Below are 21,597 nucleotides of genomic sequence, written 5' to 3' on the forward strand. Positions count from 1 at the left end.
TTGACTGACATAGGGAGAAGTACGTTATGACAGATATTGAGAAAAATCACGCCTCCTCCGGTATCGAAGCGCTTATCGAAAAACTGCGTCAAGAAGGTGTTGATAAAGGGCGTACCGAGGCTGACCAAATTCTGCGTGATGCAGAAAAAGAAGCAGAATTGCTTCTGCGCCAAGCGAAAGAAGAAGCTAATGCCATGGTCAGTAAGGCAAAGCGTGAGGTTGCACAGAAGCAGCAGGCCGGTGAGGACGCATTAAAAATGTCCGCCCGTGATCTTCTGCTTGATGTTAAAGAGAGCCTTGCCCGAAGCTTTACCGATCAGGTTGAACGCCTGATTGAACAACAGATGGATAATGAAGAGTTTGTGCGCCGCATGGTGTTAGAGCTTGTCGGTCGAACCAGCAAAGATGCGGGCTTAGACCAAGCAGAAAAACTTGATGTATTACTGCCTGAAAGCGTTATCGGTTTGGATGAGCTGCGCAAAAATGCTGACGAGTACAAAACAGGCCGTTTAAGCCAATTTGTACAGTCTTTATCCGTTGACCTACTCCGAGAGGGCGTAAACTTTAATACCCATAGCGGCTCCGGTATTCGGGTTCGCTTGGTTGGTAAAGAAGTTGAAGTTGATCTAACGGATACCGCGGTTGCTAAATTATTACTGCGCCACCTGCAACCACGTTTCCGAGCACTGCTGGAAGGAGTAATCCGCTAGTGAGCTACTATACTCTGGTGACCGCACTGCCGGATCTTCCACCTCTGGCAAAATGTAAGCAGCTACCGATCTCCAGAATCGCATTGGAACGTCGGCTGACCATGCTCGAAGAGGAAGACCTTAAGCTGCTGCGATTAGCAGAAAGCCTCTATCACTTTGGCGAGGATCAGCAAAAAAATTTCTCCGATCAGAAGCGGGTATATCAGTGGCAATCTCAGCTGCAAAAAGTTCATTCACCAGAAATACGGCGCTGTATCGAATTACGGTTAGAGTGGCAAAGCCTGTTGGCCGCGCTTCGCCAACGGCAGCAAGGCGACAAAGGCCCCGAGCATTTCTTTGGCCTAGGTCGCTGGACAGCCCGTATTCGTCAGCATTGGCATGAGCCAGCTTTTGGCCTAGAAAATGCCCTTCCTTTGTTGAATGAGCTACAGCCACTGATGCAAAAAGGTGCCGCTGGTGAAGTGGAAAAGCAGATCAACACATGGCTTTGGCAAAACTTGATACAGGTTGAACGCAGTCACGCCTTTACATTAGAAACGGTTATCTGCTTTGTTTTGCGCTGGGGTATCGCGGAAAAACAGATCCGTAATGATGCCGATCAAGCACTAGAAGCCTTTGAATCTATGGCTGACGCACTTATTTCTGCTCCTGTCATCAAGGAACACATAGAATCAGCCTTTGAGGAACTCTCCTAATGAAGGATGTACAGATTACAGCACGCGTTATTGGTGTGCGAGATGATATCGTTACCCTACGGTTGGAAAAGGATGAACAAGGCACGTTTTACCCACTGACTAAAAATGAAGTGGTTTATATCTGCCCGTCTCGTACCCCCGAGGATAACCGCCAAGAATATCTTCAAGCCGAGGTACTTCGGGTACGTCACGGTGAAGCCGATGTTCAGGTTTTTGAAAATACCCGTGGCGTTGCGATTGGTGATCCTATTCGCCAGTCCGGCCAAATGCTTTCGGTGACACTAGGCCCAGGTTTACTCGGCCAAGTGTATGATGGCCTGCAAAATCCACTTGAGATTATTGCCGGTCAGCATGGTTTCTTTCTGCCTCGCGGTCTTCAGGTAGAAGGTATTGATAGCCAAAAGCAGTGGGCTTTTCAGCCTACGGTAAAAGTTGGTGCAATACTAAAAGCAGGCGATCCGCTTGGTCATGTACAAGAAGGTCGTTTTAAGCACAAGATTATGGTGCCATTTAACCAAATGGGTGATGTTGAGGTCACTTGGATTCAAGAAGGCACCTTCTCAACAACAACGCCTATAGCCCGCATCAAAGATCATAAAGGCAAAGAACATGAACTGACCATGCAGCAGAAGTGGCCCGTGCGGATTCCTGTTTGCCAGCCTTTATTGGCAAAACGCTACAGTCAGCGTGAATACCCTGAGCAGCCTCTTTTAACATCCATTCGTCTTATTGATACCTTTTTCCCTATCGCAAAAGGGGGAACCGCGTGTATTCCTGGGCCATTTGGAGCAGGTAAGACGGTATTACAAGGGCTAATCTCACGCTTTTCTGATGTTGATATCGTCATTATTGTCGCCTGCGGCGAGCGCGCCGGTGAAGTAGTTGAAACCATTACAGAATTCCCTGCCCTGCCAGATCCTAAAGGGGGCACCTTGATGGATCGAACCATCATTATCTGTAATACATCATCCATGCCCGTTGCAGCCCGTGAAGCCTCTATCTATACCGGTATTACACTCAGCGAGTATTACCGCCAAATGGGCTACAACGCACTACTGATTGCCGATTCGACCTCCCGTTGGGCCCAGGCGATGCGGGAAACATCCGGTCGTTTAGAAGAGATTCCTGGAGAAGAAGCGTTCCCCGCCTACCTTGATTCTTCGGTTAAAAGCCTCTATGAACGCGCCGGTCTGATTCGCAATAACGAAGGCCAACAAGGTAGCTTAACGCTAATCGGTACGGTATCACCGGCGGGGGGTAACTTTGAGGAGCCCGTCACGCAATCAACCCTACGAACGGTGAAAACCTTCCTAGGTTTAAGTGCGGATCGAGCTTACAAACGTGCCTATCCCGCCGTTGATCCGCTGATCTCTTGGTCTCGTTATCTTGATCAGCTGAGCAACTGGTACGGTGAGAACCTTGATGCTGAATGGGTCGATGATGTCCGCCTGATGCAAAAGCTGTTAACTCAAGGCGAAGAGATTCAACAGATGATGCAAGTGACCGGTGAAGAGGGCGTCACGTTAAATGACTTCTTAACCTTTAACCGTTCCCAGTGTCTCGATCAGGTGTATCTGCAGCAAGATGCTTTTGATGACGTGGATGCTTCAACGTCCATGAAGCGTCAAATGCGCGTCTTCCGTTTATTAAAGAGCTGCCTGTTTGATCACCCTAAAATGGATAACAAAGATGCTATCCGTGAGCACTTTACTAAGCTGGCAGGTTTCTTCCGTAACCTTAACTACAGCCATGAAGATGGCCCAGATTTTAAGCGTTACTGGAAAGAGATCCACCTGCTGACTCAGCTTCCTCTCGATGAAGATGTCCTTTCTGAAGGTACTATTTCAGAAGACTAGATGCTAATCCTTTCTAAATTAAACACTTAGCATCCTCCCTGCCCCAAGGGGCGGGGACTCCAGCATAGAATAACCCCATACTGCGCCTATATACCCCTCTGCTATATTTAAATCTTAAAACTGAACCCCATTAAAACTGAATCATATTTAAAATGAGGTATATTCAAGGTCAGGTATATTGAAAGCTAAACCGTATTTAAAGTGAAGGAGTGCCTTTTGGTCAGCCGCTATCTGAAACGTGCCGGAAATCAGCTATTGCAAGAGGTTGAAAACCTGCACCTTAGTAAACGTCATCGTATGGGTGTCACTGGTTTTTCCCGAGCAGGAAAAACGGTGTTAATCACACAGTTAACCCATAGCCTGTTACGGGTACAGGAGCCTTTACCATCGGGGATGAAAAAACATCCGTTATCGGGTTTAGATCTATTCGATGCAGGGATGCTCAAACCTGCCCGTCTAAAAGAAGATCGACTAGCCCGTCGAAGTCAGTTTGATTTCTTCCGCCATAGAGATAGTTTAATGGGGCAGGGCCAATGGCCAGAGGCCACACAGGACCTAACTTGGCTCGATTTAGAAATTAAACGCTCTGAAAAAAATCAACCTTGGCAGCAGTGGCTTTCTGCTCCAACGTTACATTTAGAGATTATGGATTTTCCCGGTGAATGGCTGGCCGATCTAGCGTTATTTGAACAAACCTTTGCCCAATGGTCTCAAGACGCATGGGACCTTGCGTTACAACCCCATCGCGAGAAACTCAGCGAACCCTTCCGCTTACTACTGGCAGAAGCAGCAGGACAAGGCCAAGACACAATACCTGACGCTTTACAGCGTAAACTGGTCGATGCATGGAAGGATTATCTACAGGCAGCTCGTGCAGAGGGCTTTGTTCTGAATCAACCCAGCCGACTCTTAATGCCCGGGCAGATGCAAAACTTCTCCATGCTTAGCTTTTTTCCTGTACCTGAAGCGATCCAGCTGCCAAAGCTACAAAAGCACTTAAGCCAAGTTTATGATGTTTACAAAAAAGAGGTGGAATCACGCTTAGGGCAGCATTTCCGCCATCTAGACAGCCAAATTATTCTCGTTGATCTGCTCTCAGCACTGGAGCAAGGAGAGGCGGCTTTACATGAGCTTCAACAGGCGATGCAGTCGGCCCTGCGCTTTTTCCGATATGGCAACCAACGTGGCGTTATGCAGTGGTTATCCCGAAAAATTAACCGTGTTGTGTTTGCGGCAACTAAAGCTGATCAACTGGTTTTATCGGAACGACTTCGGCTAGAAAAGCTACTGGGGGCATTACTTAATGAGATTGACCCCGGCAACGATATCCGCGCCCGAGCGGAGGTTCAGTATCGGGCGATTGCTGCCCTTGAAACCACGCAAAGCTTGATTGATGACCAAGGTCAGGAGTACCTACTAGGGCAAGAAGCCGACGGCCGCTGCCAGCCTTATTATTCAGGCCGTGTGCCCGATACTCTGCCGATCGACTGGGCAACACTACCTGAGCAACTGCAGGTCAAACATTGGGCACCCTTAGCCCAAACCGCCAACGCCAATCAACTGCTCCCTGCTTATCAGTTGGGCCGTGTTTTAAATGATTTGCTGAAGGATGATCTCTGATGACTCAAAAACCTGGCTATATACAAACCTCTAATACTTCTCCTGAAACGGATAGCCCCAATGCTCAGCAGGCTAACAGCCATTCGGAAGAAAATGCTCAGCGCGCCCCCGGTTATGCCGAGAAAACCGTAGCACCAACCCTAAAAAAGCAAGAAAACGACCCTTCTGATGCAGATGCATCAACGGCTGATCCCTTTAAAGCCGCCTATGAGACAGAGGCATCATTATTAAACGGGCCTGTAGAAAAATTTGGCGGCATTAGCGCCAGTTTATTAACCACAGCAGGGTTATTATTATTTTTCATGCTGCTCAATGAGCTGTTGGCTTTATGGCAAGTACATTGGTTAATAGGTAGTGCTGCTAGCCTACTAATGGGGTTTGTTTTACTGGGCTTACTTCGGATTTGGCGACAAGAGCGTAAAGCCGCCGATGAGATAGAACAGCTGAAAGAAGGGCAGCAGGCGGTACAACATGCCCTGCAACATCAAGATTTAACCGCCCTTAAGTCTGCCCTAAAGCCGTGGCTGGACCGCCAAGCCAAGGTAGCACCAGAGTTGTTAAGTCGATTTAAAGCAGCGGCTCAAGAGCGCTCTACTGCGCAAGAGTATTGGCAGCTTTATCAGTTGATGGTACTTCGCGTCCTGGATAAGCAAGCCCAGCGTATTATTCGACACTACACCCTAACAACCAGTACCGCAGTGATGGTGATTCCCCATGCAGGGCTAGATACACTGGTATTGCTCTGGCGCTCCCGCGCGATGACACGAGCCATTGCCCGAGTTTATGGATTAGAAACAACAAGTCTTAGTGCGCTTAGATTGTTTAAACAAGCACTGATCACGGTAATGGTTGTTGCAGGCATTGAAACCTTAGCGCAGGAAAAGTTATTAAGTGAAGGCAGTGACGAACTGATGAACCGTATTCTAGGTGGCGTTTCGCAATCACTTTTAACGGTTCGTCGAACCTATAAGTTAGGGAAAATGATTCAACTGGCCTGTAGGCCTTATGGTCGCTAAGATCATTCCGTTATAGGCCGATTCTGTTCACTACTACAGCGGGTATCGTCTACGCCATCGCTCTATTTAGGCTTCTCATATTATTGGTTTGGGCAATAACATTTTGCTTTATCGTCGTTGACGATGTTCGAGAATTATAAAGAACTTGCTTGATCTGCTTACCCGCAGATTTAAGATAAGATTCTACCGCCAAATTATGAGAAGCTTTGCCCCAGTCCTCCCCAATCACAAAGATATCAACATCCAACGCCTTACAGCCTGATACATACTCAAGTTCGTCATAGGAGCGCACAATATCAACACAGCGTAAGGCTCTTAGCATCTCCATACGCTGTTCAAGAGGAATAACAGGCACATTAGGCTTGTAGGAGTTTACAACGCGATCCGATGCGACACCTACAGCCAAAATGCCCCCTAATGATTTGCAGTACTCTAATAAAGCTAAGTGCCCTACATGTAATAGATCAAATGTTCCTACAGTATATACAACCATATTTTATCCTGTTTCAGAAATTGAATAACAAAAGCCACCAGAAAACTCAAAATTTATTGAAAATGGCTAAATAAGTTTCCAAATATAAATACCTGTTATCCCAAGGGTATAAAATGCTAACAGGAAAACATTTCTTGGATTGCCAGAAAGTTTGGGGGTTTTAATTTGAGAGACATTGAGCGTAGCGAGAACCAGAGCACTTATATAGAAAACAATTGTAAATATATTATCGGGAATAATGCTTTCTAAAAGAAAGATAAAAACCAAAATGATATTATTATTATCCAGCGCTAATCCTGTATATTGAGACTCACCGGACAGACCAAAGGTACTAAAGTAGCTTAATCGTATGGCCGCCGCAGCTAAAACAACAAAGGCAACAGGTAGAAACAGAGGATCAAACGCCCCAAAGCTCAATAAAAGAACCGCAGGAGCAACCCCGTAACTTACAATATCAATGACCAGATCAAGTTGCCCGCCAAAAATACGATCACTGCCAGTTCGGCCTTTCATTCTTCGTGCAACTAAACCGTCCGCCCAATCAAAGGCAACAGCCCAGATCATGCCAATCATTGCCGCGTAGTAAACGCCAATAATACTGAAATAGATCGCTAATATTGTGCATGCTAATCCTGCTAACGAGCAGGCATTAGGAAGATCTCTCACGTAGGAAATAATAGCGGGCTGCGGTTCTTTCTCGATACCTGTAATCATGGTGCTCCTAACTAATAGGAATAAGTAAAAAAAAGGGCACGCCAGTTTTTCGCCAAAAACCATAAGCGATATCACTCTGTTAAAACAGGATGACACTAAGATCTGACGGTTCTCATTAAGACTGAGAAATAAAAAATGGATGCTATGAATATGCTCTAATCGCAAGAAAGCGAATGAGAACATCAAATAAGGAGGATAGAGGCGTGTTAGCCAGTAGGCTCGATACAGGGATAATAATAAATTTAACTATACGCTTTATTTGTCAAACAAAAAAGGTGTTTTTAATTAAAAAAACAAAAACAAACCACCGTCAAAAAACAATAGAGCAATAAGTAATACAAAAAATAATACAACCACAGTTTTTTTAACATTAAAATACTAAAACAAAAACCCAGCAGAAAAGCACTTGTTTCATAATAAAAATATAAAAACCCGATTATTATTAATCTATAGACGCCGTCGTGCTAATAAATAAACAAAATAGCTACCACCAATTAAAGATGCGATAACACCTGCAGATAACTGTACCGGGTACAATGCGACCCTGCCGACCCAATCAGAAAAAACTAACAGAGACCCTCCTGCAACACTTGCCAACAATATTTGAGGTAATACCCGTTTAGCTCCCAGCAGATAAGCTAGATGAGGTGACAATAGCCCGATAAAGGACACAGGGCCGATAACAGCGGTAATTAAGGCGCAGATACCGGCGATTAATGTCAACAACCAGCCTCTAGCACGAAGCACGTTAATGCCTCTTGAGCGAGCCACATCATCACTAATAGCAATCAATGTTAATGCTCTATGCCATACCAATGTAATAGCCGATAGTACTAAAACCCCTACCGTTAGAAGGCAAGCCTGTATCGCCGTAACGCTATAAGTAGAGCCAGACATCCATAGTAAGATAGAAAAGACTTCGTCCGTCCCTCTTGCTAAAGTGAATTGCAGTATAGCGTCCAATAACGCCGTTAACGCGATACCAATTAGTACCATAACACCAGGGGAAAAAGCCTGCCGCTTACCTAGCAGCAGCAATAAACCCAGTACTAAAAAACTCCCCATAAAAGCAATCATAGGGCTAAATACCAACCATTTAGTCCCAAAAAAGAGGATAAAAATAACAATACTCAATGTTGCGCCCGCAGACAGCCCTAAAATATCAGGACTCGCCAACGGGTTTCTGATTAACCGTTGAAGCACCGTTCCTGCCACTGCCAACCCAAGGCCTGCCATCAAGGCAGTTAAAACCCGAGGCCAGCGTAGTTGCCAAAGATAACCTTCTGGCCAGTACCAACCCCAGTGAATATTGGCCTGCATATTGACACTATTATTGACTAAGATCGTTTTTGGAAAGACAAATAATGCTAAGCAAAGAACGATTATAAAGATAAAAGCAACAACCACAGCACCTTTTTTTGGTGTGGTTTTAAACCATCGACGCTCATTACCATGGCCAACCTGATCATGACTTGAAGGAGGTGGAGCTACCCGCTCGTTATCCGCGCCTCGTTTCAAGGAAAGTAAGATAAGTGCCGGTGCGCCAATTAAAGCAGCGGCAGCACCACTAGGCACAAGTTGACCAAAAGATTGAGTGGCTTTTATAGCGATCAAATCAGTGATCAATAATAGGCTCGCACCGATAACGGCACTAGCAACCATCTCAATTCGTGCCGAGCGAGCATAAAAACGCCGAGCGATTTGAGGCGTTAACAAACCAATAAAACCGATCAATCCTACCGTTGCGATAGCACTCGCGGTTAACCAAAGAGCCATTAATAACAGCGTGATTAGCACCGGTATCAGGTTCAACCCACGACTTTGGGCACCTTGCTCCCCTAACCTCATTAACATTAAAGGACGGTGAGCCAATATAACCAAAAGCAAAAGTGGCGATACCCGTGGAAGTAACCAAATAACATCGTTCCAATCACCTTGAGCCAGATCCCCGGCGCCCCAGATAAAAAGATTACGCACATACTGATCATTCAACAACACAAACGCTGAGGCTAAAGCGCCAAACAATAAGCTAATAGCCATACCAGAAAGAACAATAGGCAACCCTCTAAAACCTGACCGACGCGCAACCAAAAGGCTTAGGCCGACAGCAACAGTTGCACCTGCCATAGCCCACCATTCCCGATAAAGAACCGCAAGTGTTGGAAAAAAAACAGATGCCGCAACCAAGCCTAACCATGCACCGGAAGAAGCCCCTAAGGTCATCGGCGAAACAAGAGTATTCTGCAGCAGTTGCTGTAGCAAACTACCGACAAACCCTAGAGTTGCACCAACCAATATCGCCATCAACATTCTTGGCATAGCGCTGTAGTAATACTCAAACTCAGCAAAATCCTGCGGGGCTAATGTTAGCCACACATGCCACTGCTGAAGAAAACTAAGCGATGTTTCGCTCTGCAGATGGAAAACAACCGCTAGCGCCAGCAAACCAAAACCCAGTAGAGGTAGGGCAAAGGAAAACCGAGGCAAAATTGAAAACTTAGATTGGGCTACCTTCACAGAAGCTTTGGTTAAGGCAGAAGACATTATTTTATCCCTGCACTGGTATGGCTATTTAAGGCATGATTATTGGATGCAATCGTTGCAGGCAAAGTCATCAGAGCTTCAACAAAATGTTCTGCCAGATAACTAATAGACAGCGCTCCACCGTAGGTCCACGTAGAGCGTACCGGAGCAATACGCCCTTCCGCCACAAATGGCATCATACGAAACAAAGGCTGCTCGAATAACTCAGCCTCCTTAGGTAAAGGCCGAAGATAAAGCAGAACCCCTTTCATATACGCCAAATCCCGAATAGGCTTTTGAACCTGCCCCCAAGTTGAATTCTTGATGGCTATGGCCGGTTCAATACCCAGTTCCTTTAGAGCCGCAAGGGGCATAGAATTAAGCCCATAGGCTCGCACATGATGAGCATCAGAGAAGCGAACAACGGTAACCTTTGGCAGTTGGCCGTTGAAATACACATTAAGCCGTTGCTTTAATTGTTTAAGTTTCTCATTTTGAGCATCAAGCCGAGCCATGGCGATATCTGCTTTACCCAACGCAACGGCTAACTGCTGAAAGGATTCCTTAATGGCACTGAAATTATCATGATCTGCTCGATAATTATCAAAATAAAGCACGGGGGCAATCGGCTTAAGCCGTGCAATCATATTTTTCTGCATACTGCCAATGACAATCAAGTCAGGTTTTAACCCTGCTATACGCTCAATATTAGGCTCTGCACGGGTGCCTACATCCATCACCGTCTCGGGAATAACCGGCTGAGCAACCCATGTTTTATAACCTTCAATTTCAGCAACCCCGAGCGGAGTCACGCCCAGCTCAAGCATTTCTTCGGTTGCCCCCCAATTAAGAGCAATCACTCTTGTGGCAGGAGCCGGCAGTTCTTGCGACCCTAAACTGTCCTTTACAGTTAACGCTAAAGCCGCAGGGCTGATTAGCATATAGATCAAAAACACTATAAATGTCGTCAATGGCGATACGGTAAGAGCCAGCGTATTATCAACATGAATCAGATAACGGTTTTTCAACGGTATAACACCCATAAAATCTCTTCTTTAAACAACTATTCTAAGCAACAACGGCCACTTCATGCCCATGGGGGTGAGCCAGTGTTTGAATTGGAATATCATAAAGCGCTGTCAGGCTTTCATTGTTCATTAAAGCCGCAGGCTCATCATCAAAAATAACAACCCCTTGTTTTAGCGCCAAAATTCGATCGGCGAATCGTGCAGCCAAATTGATATCATGCAAGATAATGACAATCCCTCGGCCGGTTGCGCGATTCAAGCGTCGCAAAAGATTCATTAACGCATATTGATGGGAAAGATCGAGAGCCGATGTTGGTTCATCCAGCAACATATACGGGGTTTGTTGTGCCAGTAACATTGCGATCCATGCCCGTTGCCGCTCGCCGCCAGACATCTGATCAACGGCTGATTGAGCATGGGCTTCAAGATCCGTATCCGCCAAGGCTTGATCAATAATAAAATCATCATGCTTCAACCATCGACCCAACAGTCCTCGCCAAGGAAAACGCCCCAGCCGAACCAGTTCTCGGACACTTAAACCATCGGCAACAGGAAGATGCTGAGGAAGATAGGCAACTTTCTGCGCAAAGGCTTTTTGGCTCATCTCGTCCAACGGCTGGTCCTGATAAGAAACAATACCTTGATCCGGAGAGAACTGACGAGCCAGCAGTTTCATTAATGTCGATTTACCCGAGCCGTTGTGGCCCAGAATCACGGTAATCTCACCTTCATTTAAACTGAGTTCACCAATTGAGAGAATATTTATTCCTTGGCGCTCAACTTGTATACCGTTCAGATGCAACATCTTAATATCCTGTTTAGCTGTCCTGTTTAACTGTCTTTTTAGCGCTTTCTGCGGCCTTTTTGGCTTTTATACGTTTCTTCTTAGCCACATGCGTTAGCTCTATTCGAAGTTAGTTCTTACTCCACGACGCCTTGATGAGCTCAATTCTTGTCTCTGGTTTATGCCTTGGGCAACTAGCACAGACACTGCTGTCGTTACAGCGAAAGTGCTGGCAACAGCCCTTTCTATCCAATGCAAGCCTCTCAGGCTGGTCACGGTCTTCCTGTCCGTTTCCCTCTTCGCCAAAAGGAATCCGCATAAATCCACTGGCATCATCTAAGCGAAGCGCCTGTAACCATTGCTGGGCAAACAATATGATCTGTTGATTGCTATCTTTAGTCCCTTGAAGCGGTAACAGGTTCGTTTGTTGAAGCTGTAACAAAGTACTTAACAAACGGTCAGCAAAAAGTCGGCTCGCAAGCTTACGGTTTATCGGGTAAAGCGCCGTCAACTGATCCAGCATTACGTTTAAAAATGTTTCAAGTTCGTAAGCCCCCAGTTTAAGACGGTTTTCTAGCGAAGAATCTAGGCGTTCACACTGAAGAAAAGCATTTGAAGGCAGTGAAAGGCCGCCTACAAAGTCCCCCTGTAGCTTCTGACCGACCTGAGAAAGCGATAACTGAAAACCTGAAAGATGCACACAGGAGGTCATCAAAATAATAGGTTGCCAACACAGCATATTCCAAGTTTGAGCCGCCCAATAAAAACGGCCCGCCTCCGGTGTATTTTGCTTAATATGTTGGTACAACCTATCAATAAGCACCTGGTTATCTCTAGAGGAGACCAACTCATCCGGTTTTGGCTGACGAAAGAGCGGAGCCATAGCAGGCAAGCGTTGAGCCAAATTCTGAATAAAATGGTTTAGTGCAGGGTCAGGAATCTCCTGATAAACCTCATCGTCTGAGATTAATAACGCACAGTTCATACGGCTGACCATTTGGCGACTGCCATCCAACTTTGAAAAATGATTAACTGGTGCAAATGATAATACATCCAATAAAGATTTCAAAGACAAATAAGAAGCAATCTCATTTAAATATCAGCGCGTGCTTTAACGCCAGCACCATCGTCGCCATCGAAGACTCTGTCGGGGCAGTAAAGCCTAGAATAAATCCTTGCTGATCAAGGGCGGAAGTCAGGTAATCAGCATCGGCAAAATGCTGAGACAAGGGTAATAGTCGAATGCCTTTTACCATCAAGTCCTCTGCAATCTGTTGGTCAAGCAATGTTGAACCTAAAGATAAACCCATCTTGTCTTTTATCGCCTCTATCACATCTGCCTTAAATCGAATTAAAAGATGCATTCCTCCCTGAGGTACCTGCCAGTCAAACCACTGACTTAAATGCCGCTCAATCTGCTGTAATAGAAAATCTCTCTTTTGCCGGTAATGCCTACGCATCCGGTTAACATGGCGGGCAAACTCTCCATTTTTCATAAATTCAGCCACAACAGGCTGCATCGGCAGTGCCGCCGAGCTACCTAACTCCGCTCGGCTTTCTTCTAAGGCCGAATAATAGGCGTCAGGGGCCACAATAAAACCTAACCTTAATCCTCTAAATAAAACTTTTGAAAAACTACCCACAAAAAAGGTGCGCCCAGAGTGGTCGGCCTGCATTAGGGGAAGCCCGCTTTTACCATTAAAGGAAAACTCATTGTCATAGTCATCTTCCACCAACCAACATTGTTCTTCCTGTAGATGCTTTAGCCATTGCTGGCGACGCTGCGGGCTTAAGGCTATTCCTGTGGGGTATTGGCGATTAGGCGTTAACAACACAATAGGAGGGGCTTTTGGCCTGGACGACTCAGTCCCTAACGCAGAAGGTAAGCAACAGCCTTCTTGATCCAAGGGTAAAAGATAGGTCGGCGGGATAGAAGGTTGAGATCTCGTTGTCGAGATCTTAGATACTGAACTTGATGGTGAACTTAATGGCTGCCAGCTCTCAATCAACCGGTGAATCGGTGGATAAGCGGGGTTTTCCGCTAACCAACGGCTGTTAGGGCTGATCTTTATGAAGGTACGCCTAAGCAGCGTTAACGCATCACGGCTACCCGCAGTGATTAAAATCTGCTGAGGCTTACAGGCAAGCCCTCTCAGTTGATATAGGTACTCTGCAACCGCCTGTTTAAGCTGAGGCAAACCCGTTGGATAACCATCTTCTAAAACCAGAGGGTCAGGATTTATCCAGCTGGATCGCATACTTTTTAGCCAACTCTGTTCTGGAAATACCGTCCCATCAATACCAGAGCTAAAACTCAATGGCTCTGGCAATATCTCTGATACTTCTGATTCTAAAGGATAAATAGTCTCTCGCGGTGGCTCCGGTTGCGGTATCGGTTGAGAGTCTAGGAGCTGAACAGGAGCAAGCTTGATACTTTGCAGAATATAAGCCGACTGTTCCGCAACAAACACCCCGCTTTTTAGCTGGCTGGTTAAGATTCCTTCAGCGATAAGGCGGTCGTAGGCGTTAACAACAGTGCTTCTTGATGTACCAAGACTTTGGGCGAGATTTCGGCTGCTAGGAAGCCGATCAAAGGGCTTTAGCCTTTGTTGCTTAATACCGAGTAAAATCTGATCGATTAACTGTTGATAAAAAGGCCCTGCTTGCTCCTGTAGAGAAAAGCTTAGACTACCGATTGTGTTTCTATTATGGGTCATGGTTAGGAATCTGGACTGATTAATAAGTTAAAAAGTGGCTATTTTTTAGCCTGCCTGATGGGCGTAGAGTCTACATAGATCTTACGGAATATCTCAGGCTTTATTTAACGTCAGTCGAGTTTTATCCCTATAAAAAGGAACGGTTATGTCCTCCAGCGCTCAAGAGAAAAAACAAACATCATCCGCCAACAACCCTCTAGTCCAGGTCAAACGAGGCCGTAACCGATCAATTAATGATCGGCAAGCCTTGCTCGATTTTATCGATCAGTCATTAATCTGTTATGTCGGTTTTCAGATAGCGGGACAGGTGCGGGTTATTCCAACCTGCCATTGGCGCGATGGCGAGTATCTTTACTGGCACGGACACAGCAAAGCCGCCAATATTGCTGGAGCAGATAAAGAAGGGCAAAAAGTGTGCATTACCCTATCCAGTTTAGATGGTTTGGTTATGGCTCGTTCTGCCTTTCATCATTCGGTCAATTACCGATCCGCAATGATCTATGGTGTGCCTGAGGCCATTACAGATCCAGAAGAAAAACACGAGCAGTTCGAGCGTTTTGTCGAGAAAATCAGTCCCGGACGATGGCCTCAATTAAGGCCGGTCACGGCAACAGAGACACAAGCGACGGGCATCCTGCGGATTAAGCTCGATGAAGCCTCTATGAAGGTTCGAGCAGAAGGCGTTATTGACGATAAAGATGATATGGATTGGCCTGTTTGGGCTGGCGTTCTGCCTTTAGCCCCGTCTTGGGGCGAACCAGAACAGGATACACAGCAAACAAACGATTACCCCTTACCGGATAAGCCATCCTTATAGCAAACCTAAAAGCTTAATGATTGCCTTGGTATTTCTTTAAGCTTTTTTGAAGTTTCTCATTTTCTTTTTTCATATCTTGATATAAAGCGCTAACTCTTAGGTATTCACGCTGAGAAATATCAAGCTGCTGGCTCAAGTCCGCAATTTCTTTCGCCTGTTCATTCGATAGCTCTACGACCCAAGCGTGGCTATCGGGCGACACCTCAGATGACGATTCTTGCTTTAGCGCTGGCTTCTGTGGCGGTTTAGATGGTTGCTTTGCCGGTGTTTTAGCTCCTTGATTAGCGCCTTGGGGTGGTCTAGCACTAGATTCGGCAGAGGAATTCCGGTTAGGCGGACTATTCCGCACAGGCGAAGCATTTCGATTTGGCGGACCATTCCTATTTACAGGAGCGCTTCGAGATGCGAGATTTTTTGCCTCTTGCTTAAGCGCAGTTGCTTGTTTGGTCAATCCTGCGGTTTGCTTTTCTAGCTGGGTAATAACCTCAAAGCGTTCATCCGCTAATTGCTCAAGCTTTTGTTTTTCCTGCTGAAATTCAGCTTGAGCCTGCTCAACCGCCTGCCTTTTCTCACGTTCCATCTGTTTCAGAAATTGCTGAAACACTTGTTCCTGCATCGATTGAAAATTTTGCTTAAAACTTTTCTGTACCGCAGGGCTCTTATTCACCCCAGCTTTAGGCTTAATATTAAGAAATTGCTGCAAAGCCTCAGTACATAAAGAGTATGGTTGACCAGTTGCAAGGTGTAGTTGCCCAGCAGTTATCGAAGTAACGGACTTGCCTTCACTAAGCCACTGTTCAATCTGCTGGTTACAGATATTTAAAGGAGTATCTTCTGATTTCATAACGGCTCAACGTCACTGTCGCTGCGTGTAAGGGATTTGTATATTAACGGTATTCTCTCAGATCTTTAATCACTCTTTAGTAAAAATATAATAAAGATCGTTATCAATCTTAGTGTTATCCGAAGACTCAAGTTTGCCTATCTAGAATCAAGCCTCACTTTAAACGCAAACAGCAAGGCACGATCCTAGATCGTATATGCACAGTAACTTAAATAACGACATAAAATAGAATTATTTTTTTATCGCCGCTCTAAAGCTTCTATTACAGCCTGCTCTTGGCGCAAGCGTTCTTCCTCTTTTATTCGGGCGTCTTCCTTGGCCTGGGCTTCTTTAAGGGCTTTCTCCTCTGCCTTAATCTCTGCTTTAGCCTCTGATTCTTTAGTTACTTTCTCAATATCATCGGTAACAGCCCAAGGCTCTGCAGGTGATGGACTTAACTCACCATGGCGCGGTGCAAAACGTTCTTTTGATAAGGCTTTAAGCAGGCCAATGACCATGCAAATCACAACCAATGAAAACGGCATTGCCGCAGTAATAACCGCTGACTGTAGTGTTTCAAGACCACCGGCGATCAGAAGTACTGCAGTTAATAAGGCTAAAAAAACACCCCAAATAATACGATGAATGGCCGGTGGATCAGCATCACCACCGGATAAAATAGTGTTAATCACCAAAGTACCGGCATTAGCAGAGGTAATTAAGTAAGTGCCAATCAACACAATTAAGAGTGTTGATATCATCGGTGTCAAAACACCTAGATCCATACCTTCAACGGTAATAAATAAAGCCGTTGAGACATCATTTTGTACTGCTGCCGACACATTGCCAGTCCCTGTTAGCTCTTGGAACAAAGCCGTACCGCCAAAAAGGCCAATCCAAACAATCGTGATCACCGTGGGCACTAAAAGCACGCCCATCACAAACTCACCAAAGCTTCGACCTCGGGATATACGAGCAATAAACATGCCGACAAACGGTGACCATGCCAGCCACCACCCCCAGAAAAACACGGTCCATTCAGACTGCCAGTTATCGCCTTGGGTTACATTAGTATGAAAAGTCATACGAATAAGAGACTGAATATAATCACCCGTTGCCTCAATCGTCATACCAATAAGGTACTGGGTTGGGCCAAAAAACAGCATAAACAGCACAGCTGTGATACTCAGCCAGAAATTCATCTCCGACAACAGGCGCACACCACGGGAAACACCAGACACCACCGATGCCGTGGCGATAAACATAATGACCCCGATGACCGTTAGCTGTAAGCCGGTTGAATTCTCTAAGCCAAAGACCTGATGCAGACCCGCATTCATCTGCTGAACACCCAATCCCAAGGTTGTTGCGATACCAAATACCGTACCAAACACCGCCAGCAAATCGACTAAATCACCTAATGGCCCACGCACTTTTTCACCCAAAATAGGGTACAACACAGAGCGCACCGTTAACGGCAGATCATGCCGGTAAGCAAAATAGGCCATGGTCAGTGCGACAAAGGAGAAAATCGCCCAGCCATTAACCCCCCAGTGAAAAAATGAGAGCCGCATAGCAATAACCGCAGCATCACCGTCTGAAATCCCCGGCGTTAAGAAGGGGTTGTCATGCAGCTGCATCACCGGCTGCGCCACCGACCAGAACAAAATACCTACCCCAGTACCGGCGGCAAATAACATACTGATCCAGGCAAAAAAAGTGAATTCGGGCCGTTCCCAATCACGCCCTAACCGCACCTTTTTGTAGCGCCCTGTGCCTAACCAAAGCATAAAAAATAGCAGAAATGCCACCAGTAGCACGTAATACCATTCAAGAAAGGGGTCAAGCCAACTACGAACCATAGCAACGCCTTGTGCGCTGGCTTCAGTAAACAGGCTACCCATTACTAGAGTCGTTAGAACCATAATAATGGAAACTTGTGTCATCAAAGGATTCATACCCTTGAACAAGCCTTTTTCGGCCTGATTATACATATCTGCTCCTTGGTTACAGATGCTTTTTCTACAGATAAGGTATTTCTCAGCTGTAATTTGCTTGCAACCCTAACCAAATCACAGAGATATTCAAGATGAATCGCTCACAAGTATCATTAAACCGTTTTCAATGCATTCGCGGCACCAAAGGGAACATGAACCATGGCTAGATTTTCCGCATTTAGATGACTCGTTTGGTCATCAAAGAACAGGTGAGGCTGAAAAATGTCGAGGATACGTCCTTTATCCATACCGCCGAGAAAGAAGGTTTCATTAGCCGATACCCCCCAGCTTTCAAGCGTAGTAATAACGCGCTCATGGCTGGGTGCGCCACGAGCCGTAATAATAGCTGTCCGTAGAATACGTTCATAATCACTGTCTTGCTGTAACCGAGCATCTTCAAGGGCCTGTAGCTTAGATAGCTTTTGGAACAACCCCGCCAACGGCCCCGGATTGTGTACTCGATTTTGATTCTGCTGCTCGTACTCCTGAAACTGCTCTAAACCATTCTCTTTAAAAACCGTCTCTGATTCATCATCAGCCAGTACCCCATCAAAATCGAAGGCGATACGTAGGCCAGAATCAGCTTCGTTATCTTTCACTTGGGAAGGTAAAACCAAACCTGCGGGATACTCTGCGTGTACCGCAGAACGAACATCCCCTTCATTGCCTGATAAAAACAGCGACGCATTAAACGCTGGAATATAAGAAAAAGGTGAGGCTCCACTGACAAAAGCCGCCCGTGTAATACCCAAACCATAATGCTCTATCGAACGAAAGACCCGTCTGCCCGTTGCCGGTGAGTTTCTCGACAACAGCACCACTTCTATCGGTTGCTCATCAGGAAAACGTTGATTAAAACTCAGAAAACGCCGAATAAAGGGAAAGGCCACACCATGCGCTAGAACCTTATCCAGATTTTTCTCCTGAAAGGCTTTATAGGCTAATGGGCCTTCCTGTCGAAACACCGTATCCGACTCGGTTAAATCAAACAGAGCGCTGGATGACACCGCAATGACTAGCTTATCTTCTATAGGAAATGCCATACCATAATAGTCCCATATTAAAGAGCTCCGTGTTAAAAAGTTCCGTGTTAAAAAGTTCCGTATTAAAGAGCCCGTGCTAAAGAATTCCTTGCGACTTAAATTATTCCAAATTAAACCATGCCACATTAAACAAAGCCGCAACGGCGCTAGGGTTAGAACCAAAAAACAGGTGCAGGTAGCTGGCCGTTAAGCCTTTACTTCGAAAGATCGACTCACCTGGAGCAGAATGGCGCTGGCGACGGCCATAGGCGATAGGCTCCGGCGTATTGGCGCTCAGGGAACGATGATGAGCATGACCACGAATATCTCCCTCTGGCAGAGGTGCCGTTTGCATCCCTTGGCATCCTCGCTTACCGCGCATAGCCCCCTCACCTTTCAGCAATCCCAACATGGGATAGGTGTTTTCCTCTAAATCGGTCAGAGTATCGAGACAATAAAGAAACCCGCCACACTCAGCTAAGATCGGCTTTTCAGCCTGATAAAATGCCTGTATCGACCGCACCATCGCAGTATTAGCCGATAGCGCCTTAGCGTGTAATTCAGGATAGCCACCGGCTAACCAAAGCCCATCGGCTGCGGGAAGTTCACTATCGGTTAGCGGAGAGAAAAAGCAATACTGCGCCCCAAGCTGCTGCAACAACCGAAGGTTTGAATCATAGATAAAACTAAAGGCCGCATCTTTAGCGATCGCAATCGTTTTACCCGCAAGAGGTTGGCTCTCTAAGGCTGGGTCAATCTCTAGCGGCCCTGAGGCACTAAACTCAACGACCTCCGGCAACTTAAGGATAGTCTGCCCTAAGAGCAATTCAGCGCCTTTATTAAAGCGTGCCTCAAGTTCCTCCGTCACCTCATCGGCCTGAACTAAGCCCAAGTGCCGCTCAGGTAATGCCATTTCAGGATCTTTTGCCAACATGGCTAAGATTGGAAAGTCAGCCGGAAGCACGTCTTCAATCAGCTCCCGATGGCGGGCGCTAGCGCAGCCATTCGCAATCAAGCCCGCAAATTTAAGACTGGGGCGATATTGAGACAAACCTAAGGCTACAACGCCTGCCGTTTGCGCCATACCTTTAACATCCATCACCAGCGCCAAAGGAATACCAAAACGCTCCGCTAGATCAGCACTAGATGGCGTACCATCAAACAGCCCCATAACTCCTTCGATCAAAATAAGATCCGCTTCTTGGGCTGCGGTATAGAGCATCTGCTGGCAATAGGCATCACCGGCCATCCACATATCCAACTGCTCGACCGACTGACCAGAAGCCTGCGCTAAGATTTGTGGATCAAGGTAATCCGGCCCTGTTTTAAACACTCGCACCACCTTGCCCTGTAAACGATAGGCACGGGCGATAGCCGCCGTTATGGTCGTTTTACCTGACCCAGACGCTGGGGCCGCTAAGAAAAGAGCGGGGCAGCTTACCGTTTGCGGTGTATTTTTAGATGATGACGGTGTGTTTTTAGATGATGAGTTAGATGGCGACGTAGACATAGTGTTAGATCACTTAGCATAAAAGAAAAAGCGCTAGTGTGCGGTTTGTCCTGTTAGGGATCAAGCTATTCGGCGATTCATTATTAAAATACGGCAACTCATTATTTGAAAGCACAGCAAAGAACCGCCAGGCGGCTCTTGCTTAATTAAGAAGGGAGAAGAAACTAGCGACGGCCCACAACCGGCCGTTCGCTAATAACGGACTATCGATGACTTCAACGGATTTTATTGGGACGCGTCCGCTTTAAACTGAGGAATAATATGTTTGCCATATTGGGCGATAATATTCTCTTCATCGCCATTATCCAGATAGATATTAAACTGAGTGGTTCCCGCATCTTCCAGATCACGAATCTTAGCAATATGATCCTCAACACGGCCCAGTACGCAGAAGCTTTTTACAATATCTTCCGTAATAAAATCCAGGTACGGGTTATCGCTCTGGCCATGTTTGGAGTAATCATAACCGCGACGTTTCTCGATATAGTCGGTCAGGCTTCGTGGCACCAAACCTGAATCACTACCGTATTTTTCCACAATATCCGCAACATGATTACCTACCATGGCGGGATACCATTTTGTGTGCTCTACGCAGTAATCCATATCACCAAAATACGCAGGGGCTGCGGCCTGTACTTTAAAGTTGCTCATATCACGGCCTGCGGCTTCGCCTGCGCTTTTAGCCTGATCAGCAAACCATTTAACCAGGCTGGGGTCGCCAATTTGCAGAATAACGCCATCGCCGACTTCACCCGCCGTTTTAAGCGCTTTAGGGCCGTAGGCACCAATCCAAACCGGTAGTTCATAACCGGTTGCCCAAGGCAGTTTCACCGGCTCTTCGCACTCGCCGTATTCCACCTCTTCACCGCGTACCATCGCTTTAACTTTTTGGGTAAATTCTGCTACACGGGCTAAAGGCGCTGGTTTTTTCCCCATAACCCGCATGGATGAATCTCCACGCCCCAGACCGATATCAAAACGGCCATTACTCTGGTGGGCCAAACTGGCATACAGACTGGCGGCCAGTGACCAATCACGAATATTAGGGTTGGTGACACAGGGGCCAAAGCGCAGCTTGGTGGTGTGTTCCATACACATCGCCATTGCCACGAAGGATTCGCGCCATAGAATATGAGAATCATAAAACCAGCAGTAATCAAAACCAGCAGCTTCCGCCTGACGTACAAGGTGACGGGCGCGATCTGGGCTGACAAAGCCTTTAAAGGTGATACCAAATTCCATAAGAGTTACCTCGGGTATTATTGTTTGACT

18 protein-coding genes are annotated in these 21,597 nt (G+C 46.3%); 6 read left to right on the plus strand and 12 right to left on the minus strand.

From position 1 onward, the window contains the following. The first annotated feature begins 26 nt into the window (after positions 1 to 26). From G517_RS0105155 to G517_RS0105175, 5 genes are all read left to right on the plus strand, one after another. Positions 27 to 710, plus strand: a complete 684-nt coding sequence (locus tag G517_RS0105155; RefSeq protein ID WP_028303530.1) for an ATPase — start codon at positions 27 to 29, stop codon at positions 708 to 710. Continuing rightward, positions 710 to 1,405, plus strand: coding sequence for a DUF2764 family protein (locus G517_RS0105160; RefSeq protein WP_028303531.1), 696 nt, complete (start codon positions 710 to 712; stop codon positions 1,403 to 1,405). The genes G517_RS0105155 and G517_RS0105160 overlap by 1 nt, the downstream gene beginning before the upstream one ends. After that, the gene (locus G517_RS17845; RefSeq protein WP_051206088.1) at positions 1,405 to 3,261 is read left to right on the plus strand and encodes a V-type ATP synthase subunit A; all 1,857 of its coding nucleotides are present in this window, start codon (positions 1,405 to 1,407) and stop codon (positions 3,259 to 3,261) included. The genes G517_RS0105160 and G517_RS17845 overlap by 1 nt, the downstream gene beginning before the upstream one ends. A gap of 216 nt (positions 3,262 to 3,477) precedes the next feature. Continuing rightward, positions 3,478 to 4,881: a YcjX family protein gene (locus G517_RS0105170; RefSeq protein WP_028303532.1), complete on the plus strand. Its 1,404-nt coding sequence runs from the start codon at positions 3,478 to 3,480 to the stop codon at positions 4,879 to 4,881. Then, positions 4,881 to 5,897, plus strand: a complete 1,017-nt coding sequence (locus tag G517_RS0105175; RefSeq protein WP_028303533.1) for a YcjF family protein — start codon at positions 4,881 to 4,883, stop codon at positions 5,895 to 5,897. The genes G517_RS0105170 and G517_RS0105175 overlap by 1 nt, the downstream gene beginning before the upstream one ends. A gap of 49 nt (positions 5,898 to 5,946) precedes the next feature. Here G517_RS0105175 and G517_RS0105180 read toward each other — a convergent pair whose 3' ends face one another. The 7 genes from G517_RS0105180 to G517_RS0105210 form a co-directional block, all read right to left on the minus strand. Then, the gene (locus G517_RS0105180; RefSeq protein ID WP_028303534.1) at positions 5,947 to 6,390 is read right to left on the minus strand and encodes an FAD synthase family protein; all 444 of its coding nucleotides are present in this window, start codon (positions 6,388 to 6,390) and stop codon (positions 5,947 to 5,949) included. 66 nt (positions 6,391 to 6,456) lie between these two features. After that, complete coding sequence (locus G517_RS0105185; protein WP_028303535.1) at positions 6,457 to 7,104, minus strand: CDP-alcohol phosphatidyltransferase family protein; 648 nt, start codon at positions 7,102 to 7,104, stop codon at positions 6,457 to 6,459. A 447-nt stretch (positions 7,105 to 7,551) separates the two neighbouring features. Then, positions 7,552 to 9,648 carry a Fe(3+)-hydroxamate ABC transporter permease FhuB gene (gene fhuB / locus G517_RS0105190; protein ID WP_084632073.1) on the minus strand — a complete coding sequence of 699 codons (2,097 nt, stop codon included), beginning with the start codon at positions 9,646 to 9,648 and terminating at the stop codon, positions 7,552 to 7,554. Then, a complete protein-coding gene (locus G517_RS17850; protein WP_051206090.1) occupies positions 9,648 to 10,670 on the minus strand; it encodes an ABC transporter substrate-binding protein in 1,023 nt (340 codons plus the stop codon). Before G517_RS17850 ends, fhuB begins: the two co-directional genes overlap by 1 nt. A gap of 25 nt (positions 10,671 to 10,695) precedes the next feature. Then, the gene (locus tag G517_RS0105200) at positions 10,696 to 11,460 is read right to left on the minus strand and encodes an ABC transporter ATP-binding protein (RefSeq protein ID WP_028303537.1); all 765 of its coding nucleotides are present in this window, start codon (positions 11,458 to 11,460) and stop codon (positions 10,696 to 10,698) included. A 109-nt stretch (positions 11,461 to 11,569) separates the two neighbouring features. Beyond that, positions 11,570 to 12,514, minus strand: coding sequence for a siderophore ferric iron reductase (locus G517_RS0105205; RefSeq protein ID WP_157833153.1), 945 nt, complete (start codon positions 12,512 to 12,514; stop codon positions 11,570 to 11,572). A gap of 13 nt (positions 12,515 to 12,527) precedes the next feature. Continuing rightward, positions 12,528 to 14,156 carry an aminotransferase-like domain-containing protein gene (locus tag G517_RS0105210; RefSeq protein WP_028303539.1) on the minus strand — a complete coding sequence of 543 codons (1,629 nt, stop codon included), beginning with the start codon at positions 14,154 to 14,156 and terminating at the stop codon, positions 12,528 to 12,530. A gap of 145 nt (positions 14,157 to 14,301) precedes the next feature. Between G517_RS0105210 and G517_RS0105215 the strand changes: the two genes are divergently transcribed. Next, positions 14,302 to 14,973, plus strand: a complete 672-nt coding sequence (locus G517_RS0105215; RefSeq protein WP_028303540.1) for a pyridoxamine 5'-phosphate oxidase family protein — start codon at positions 14,302 to 14,304, stop codon at positions 14,971 to 14,973. A 13-nt stretch (positions 14,974 to 14,986) separates the two neighbouring features. On the opposite strand, the gene G517_RS0105220 is transcribed toward G517_RS0105215, so the two are convergent. The 5 genes from G517_RS0105220 to G517_RS0105240 form a co-directional block, all read right to left on the minus strand. Next, positions 14,987 to 15,817, minus strand: coding sequence for a hypothetical protein (locus G517_RS0105220; RefSeq protein WP_028303541.1), 831 nt, complete (start codon positions 15,815 to 15,817; stop codon positions 14,987 to 14,989). Positions 15,818 to 16,056: 239 nt separating this feature from the next. Continuing rightward, complete coding sequence (locus G517_RS17855; RefSeq protein WP_084632074.1) at positions 16,057 to 17,790, minus strand: BCCT family transporter; 1,734 nt, start codon at positions 17,788 to 17,790, stop codon at positions 16,057 to 16,059. Between the two features lie 116 nt (positions 17,791 to 17,906). Beyond that, positions 17,907 to 18,836 carry a 5'-nucleotidase gene (locus G517_RS17860; RefSeq protein WP_036590453.1) on the minus strand — a complete coding sequence of 310 codons (930 nt, stop codon included), beginning with the start codon at positions 18,834 to 18,836 and terminating at the stop codon, positions 17,907 to 17,909. Between the two features lie 100 nt (positions 18,837 to 18,936). Further along, positions 18,937 to 20,325 (minus strand): cobyrinic acid a,c-diamide synthase CobB, encoded by a 1,389-nt coding sequence (locus G517_RS17865; RefSeq protein WP_036590456.1) that lies wholly within the window; start codon positions 20,323 to 20,325, stop codon positions 18,937 to 18,939. 225 nt (positions 20,326 to 20,550) lie between these two features. Then, positions 20,551 to 21,567, minus strand: a complete 1,017-nt coding sequence (locus G517_RS0105240) for a TIGR03842 family LLM class F420-dependent oxidoreductase (protein WP_028303542.1) — start codon at positions 21,565 to 21,567, stop codon at positions 20,551 to 20,553. Between the last annotated feature and the right edge of the window lie 30 nt (positions 21,568 to 21,597).

It is taken from the genome of Oceanospirillum maris DSM 6286, assembly GCF_000422865.1.
Lineage (GTDB): Bacteria > Pseudomonadota > Gammaproteobacteria > Pseudomonadales > Halomonadaceae > Oceanospirillum > Oceanospirillum maris.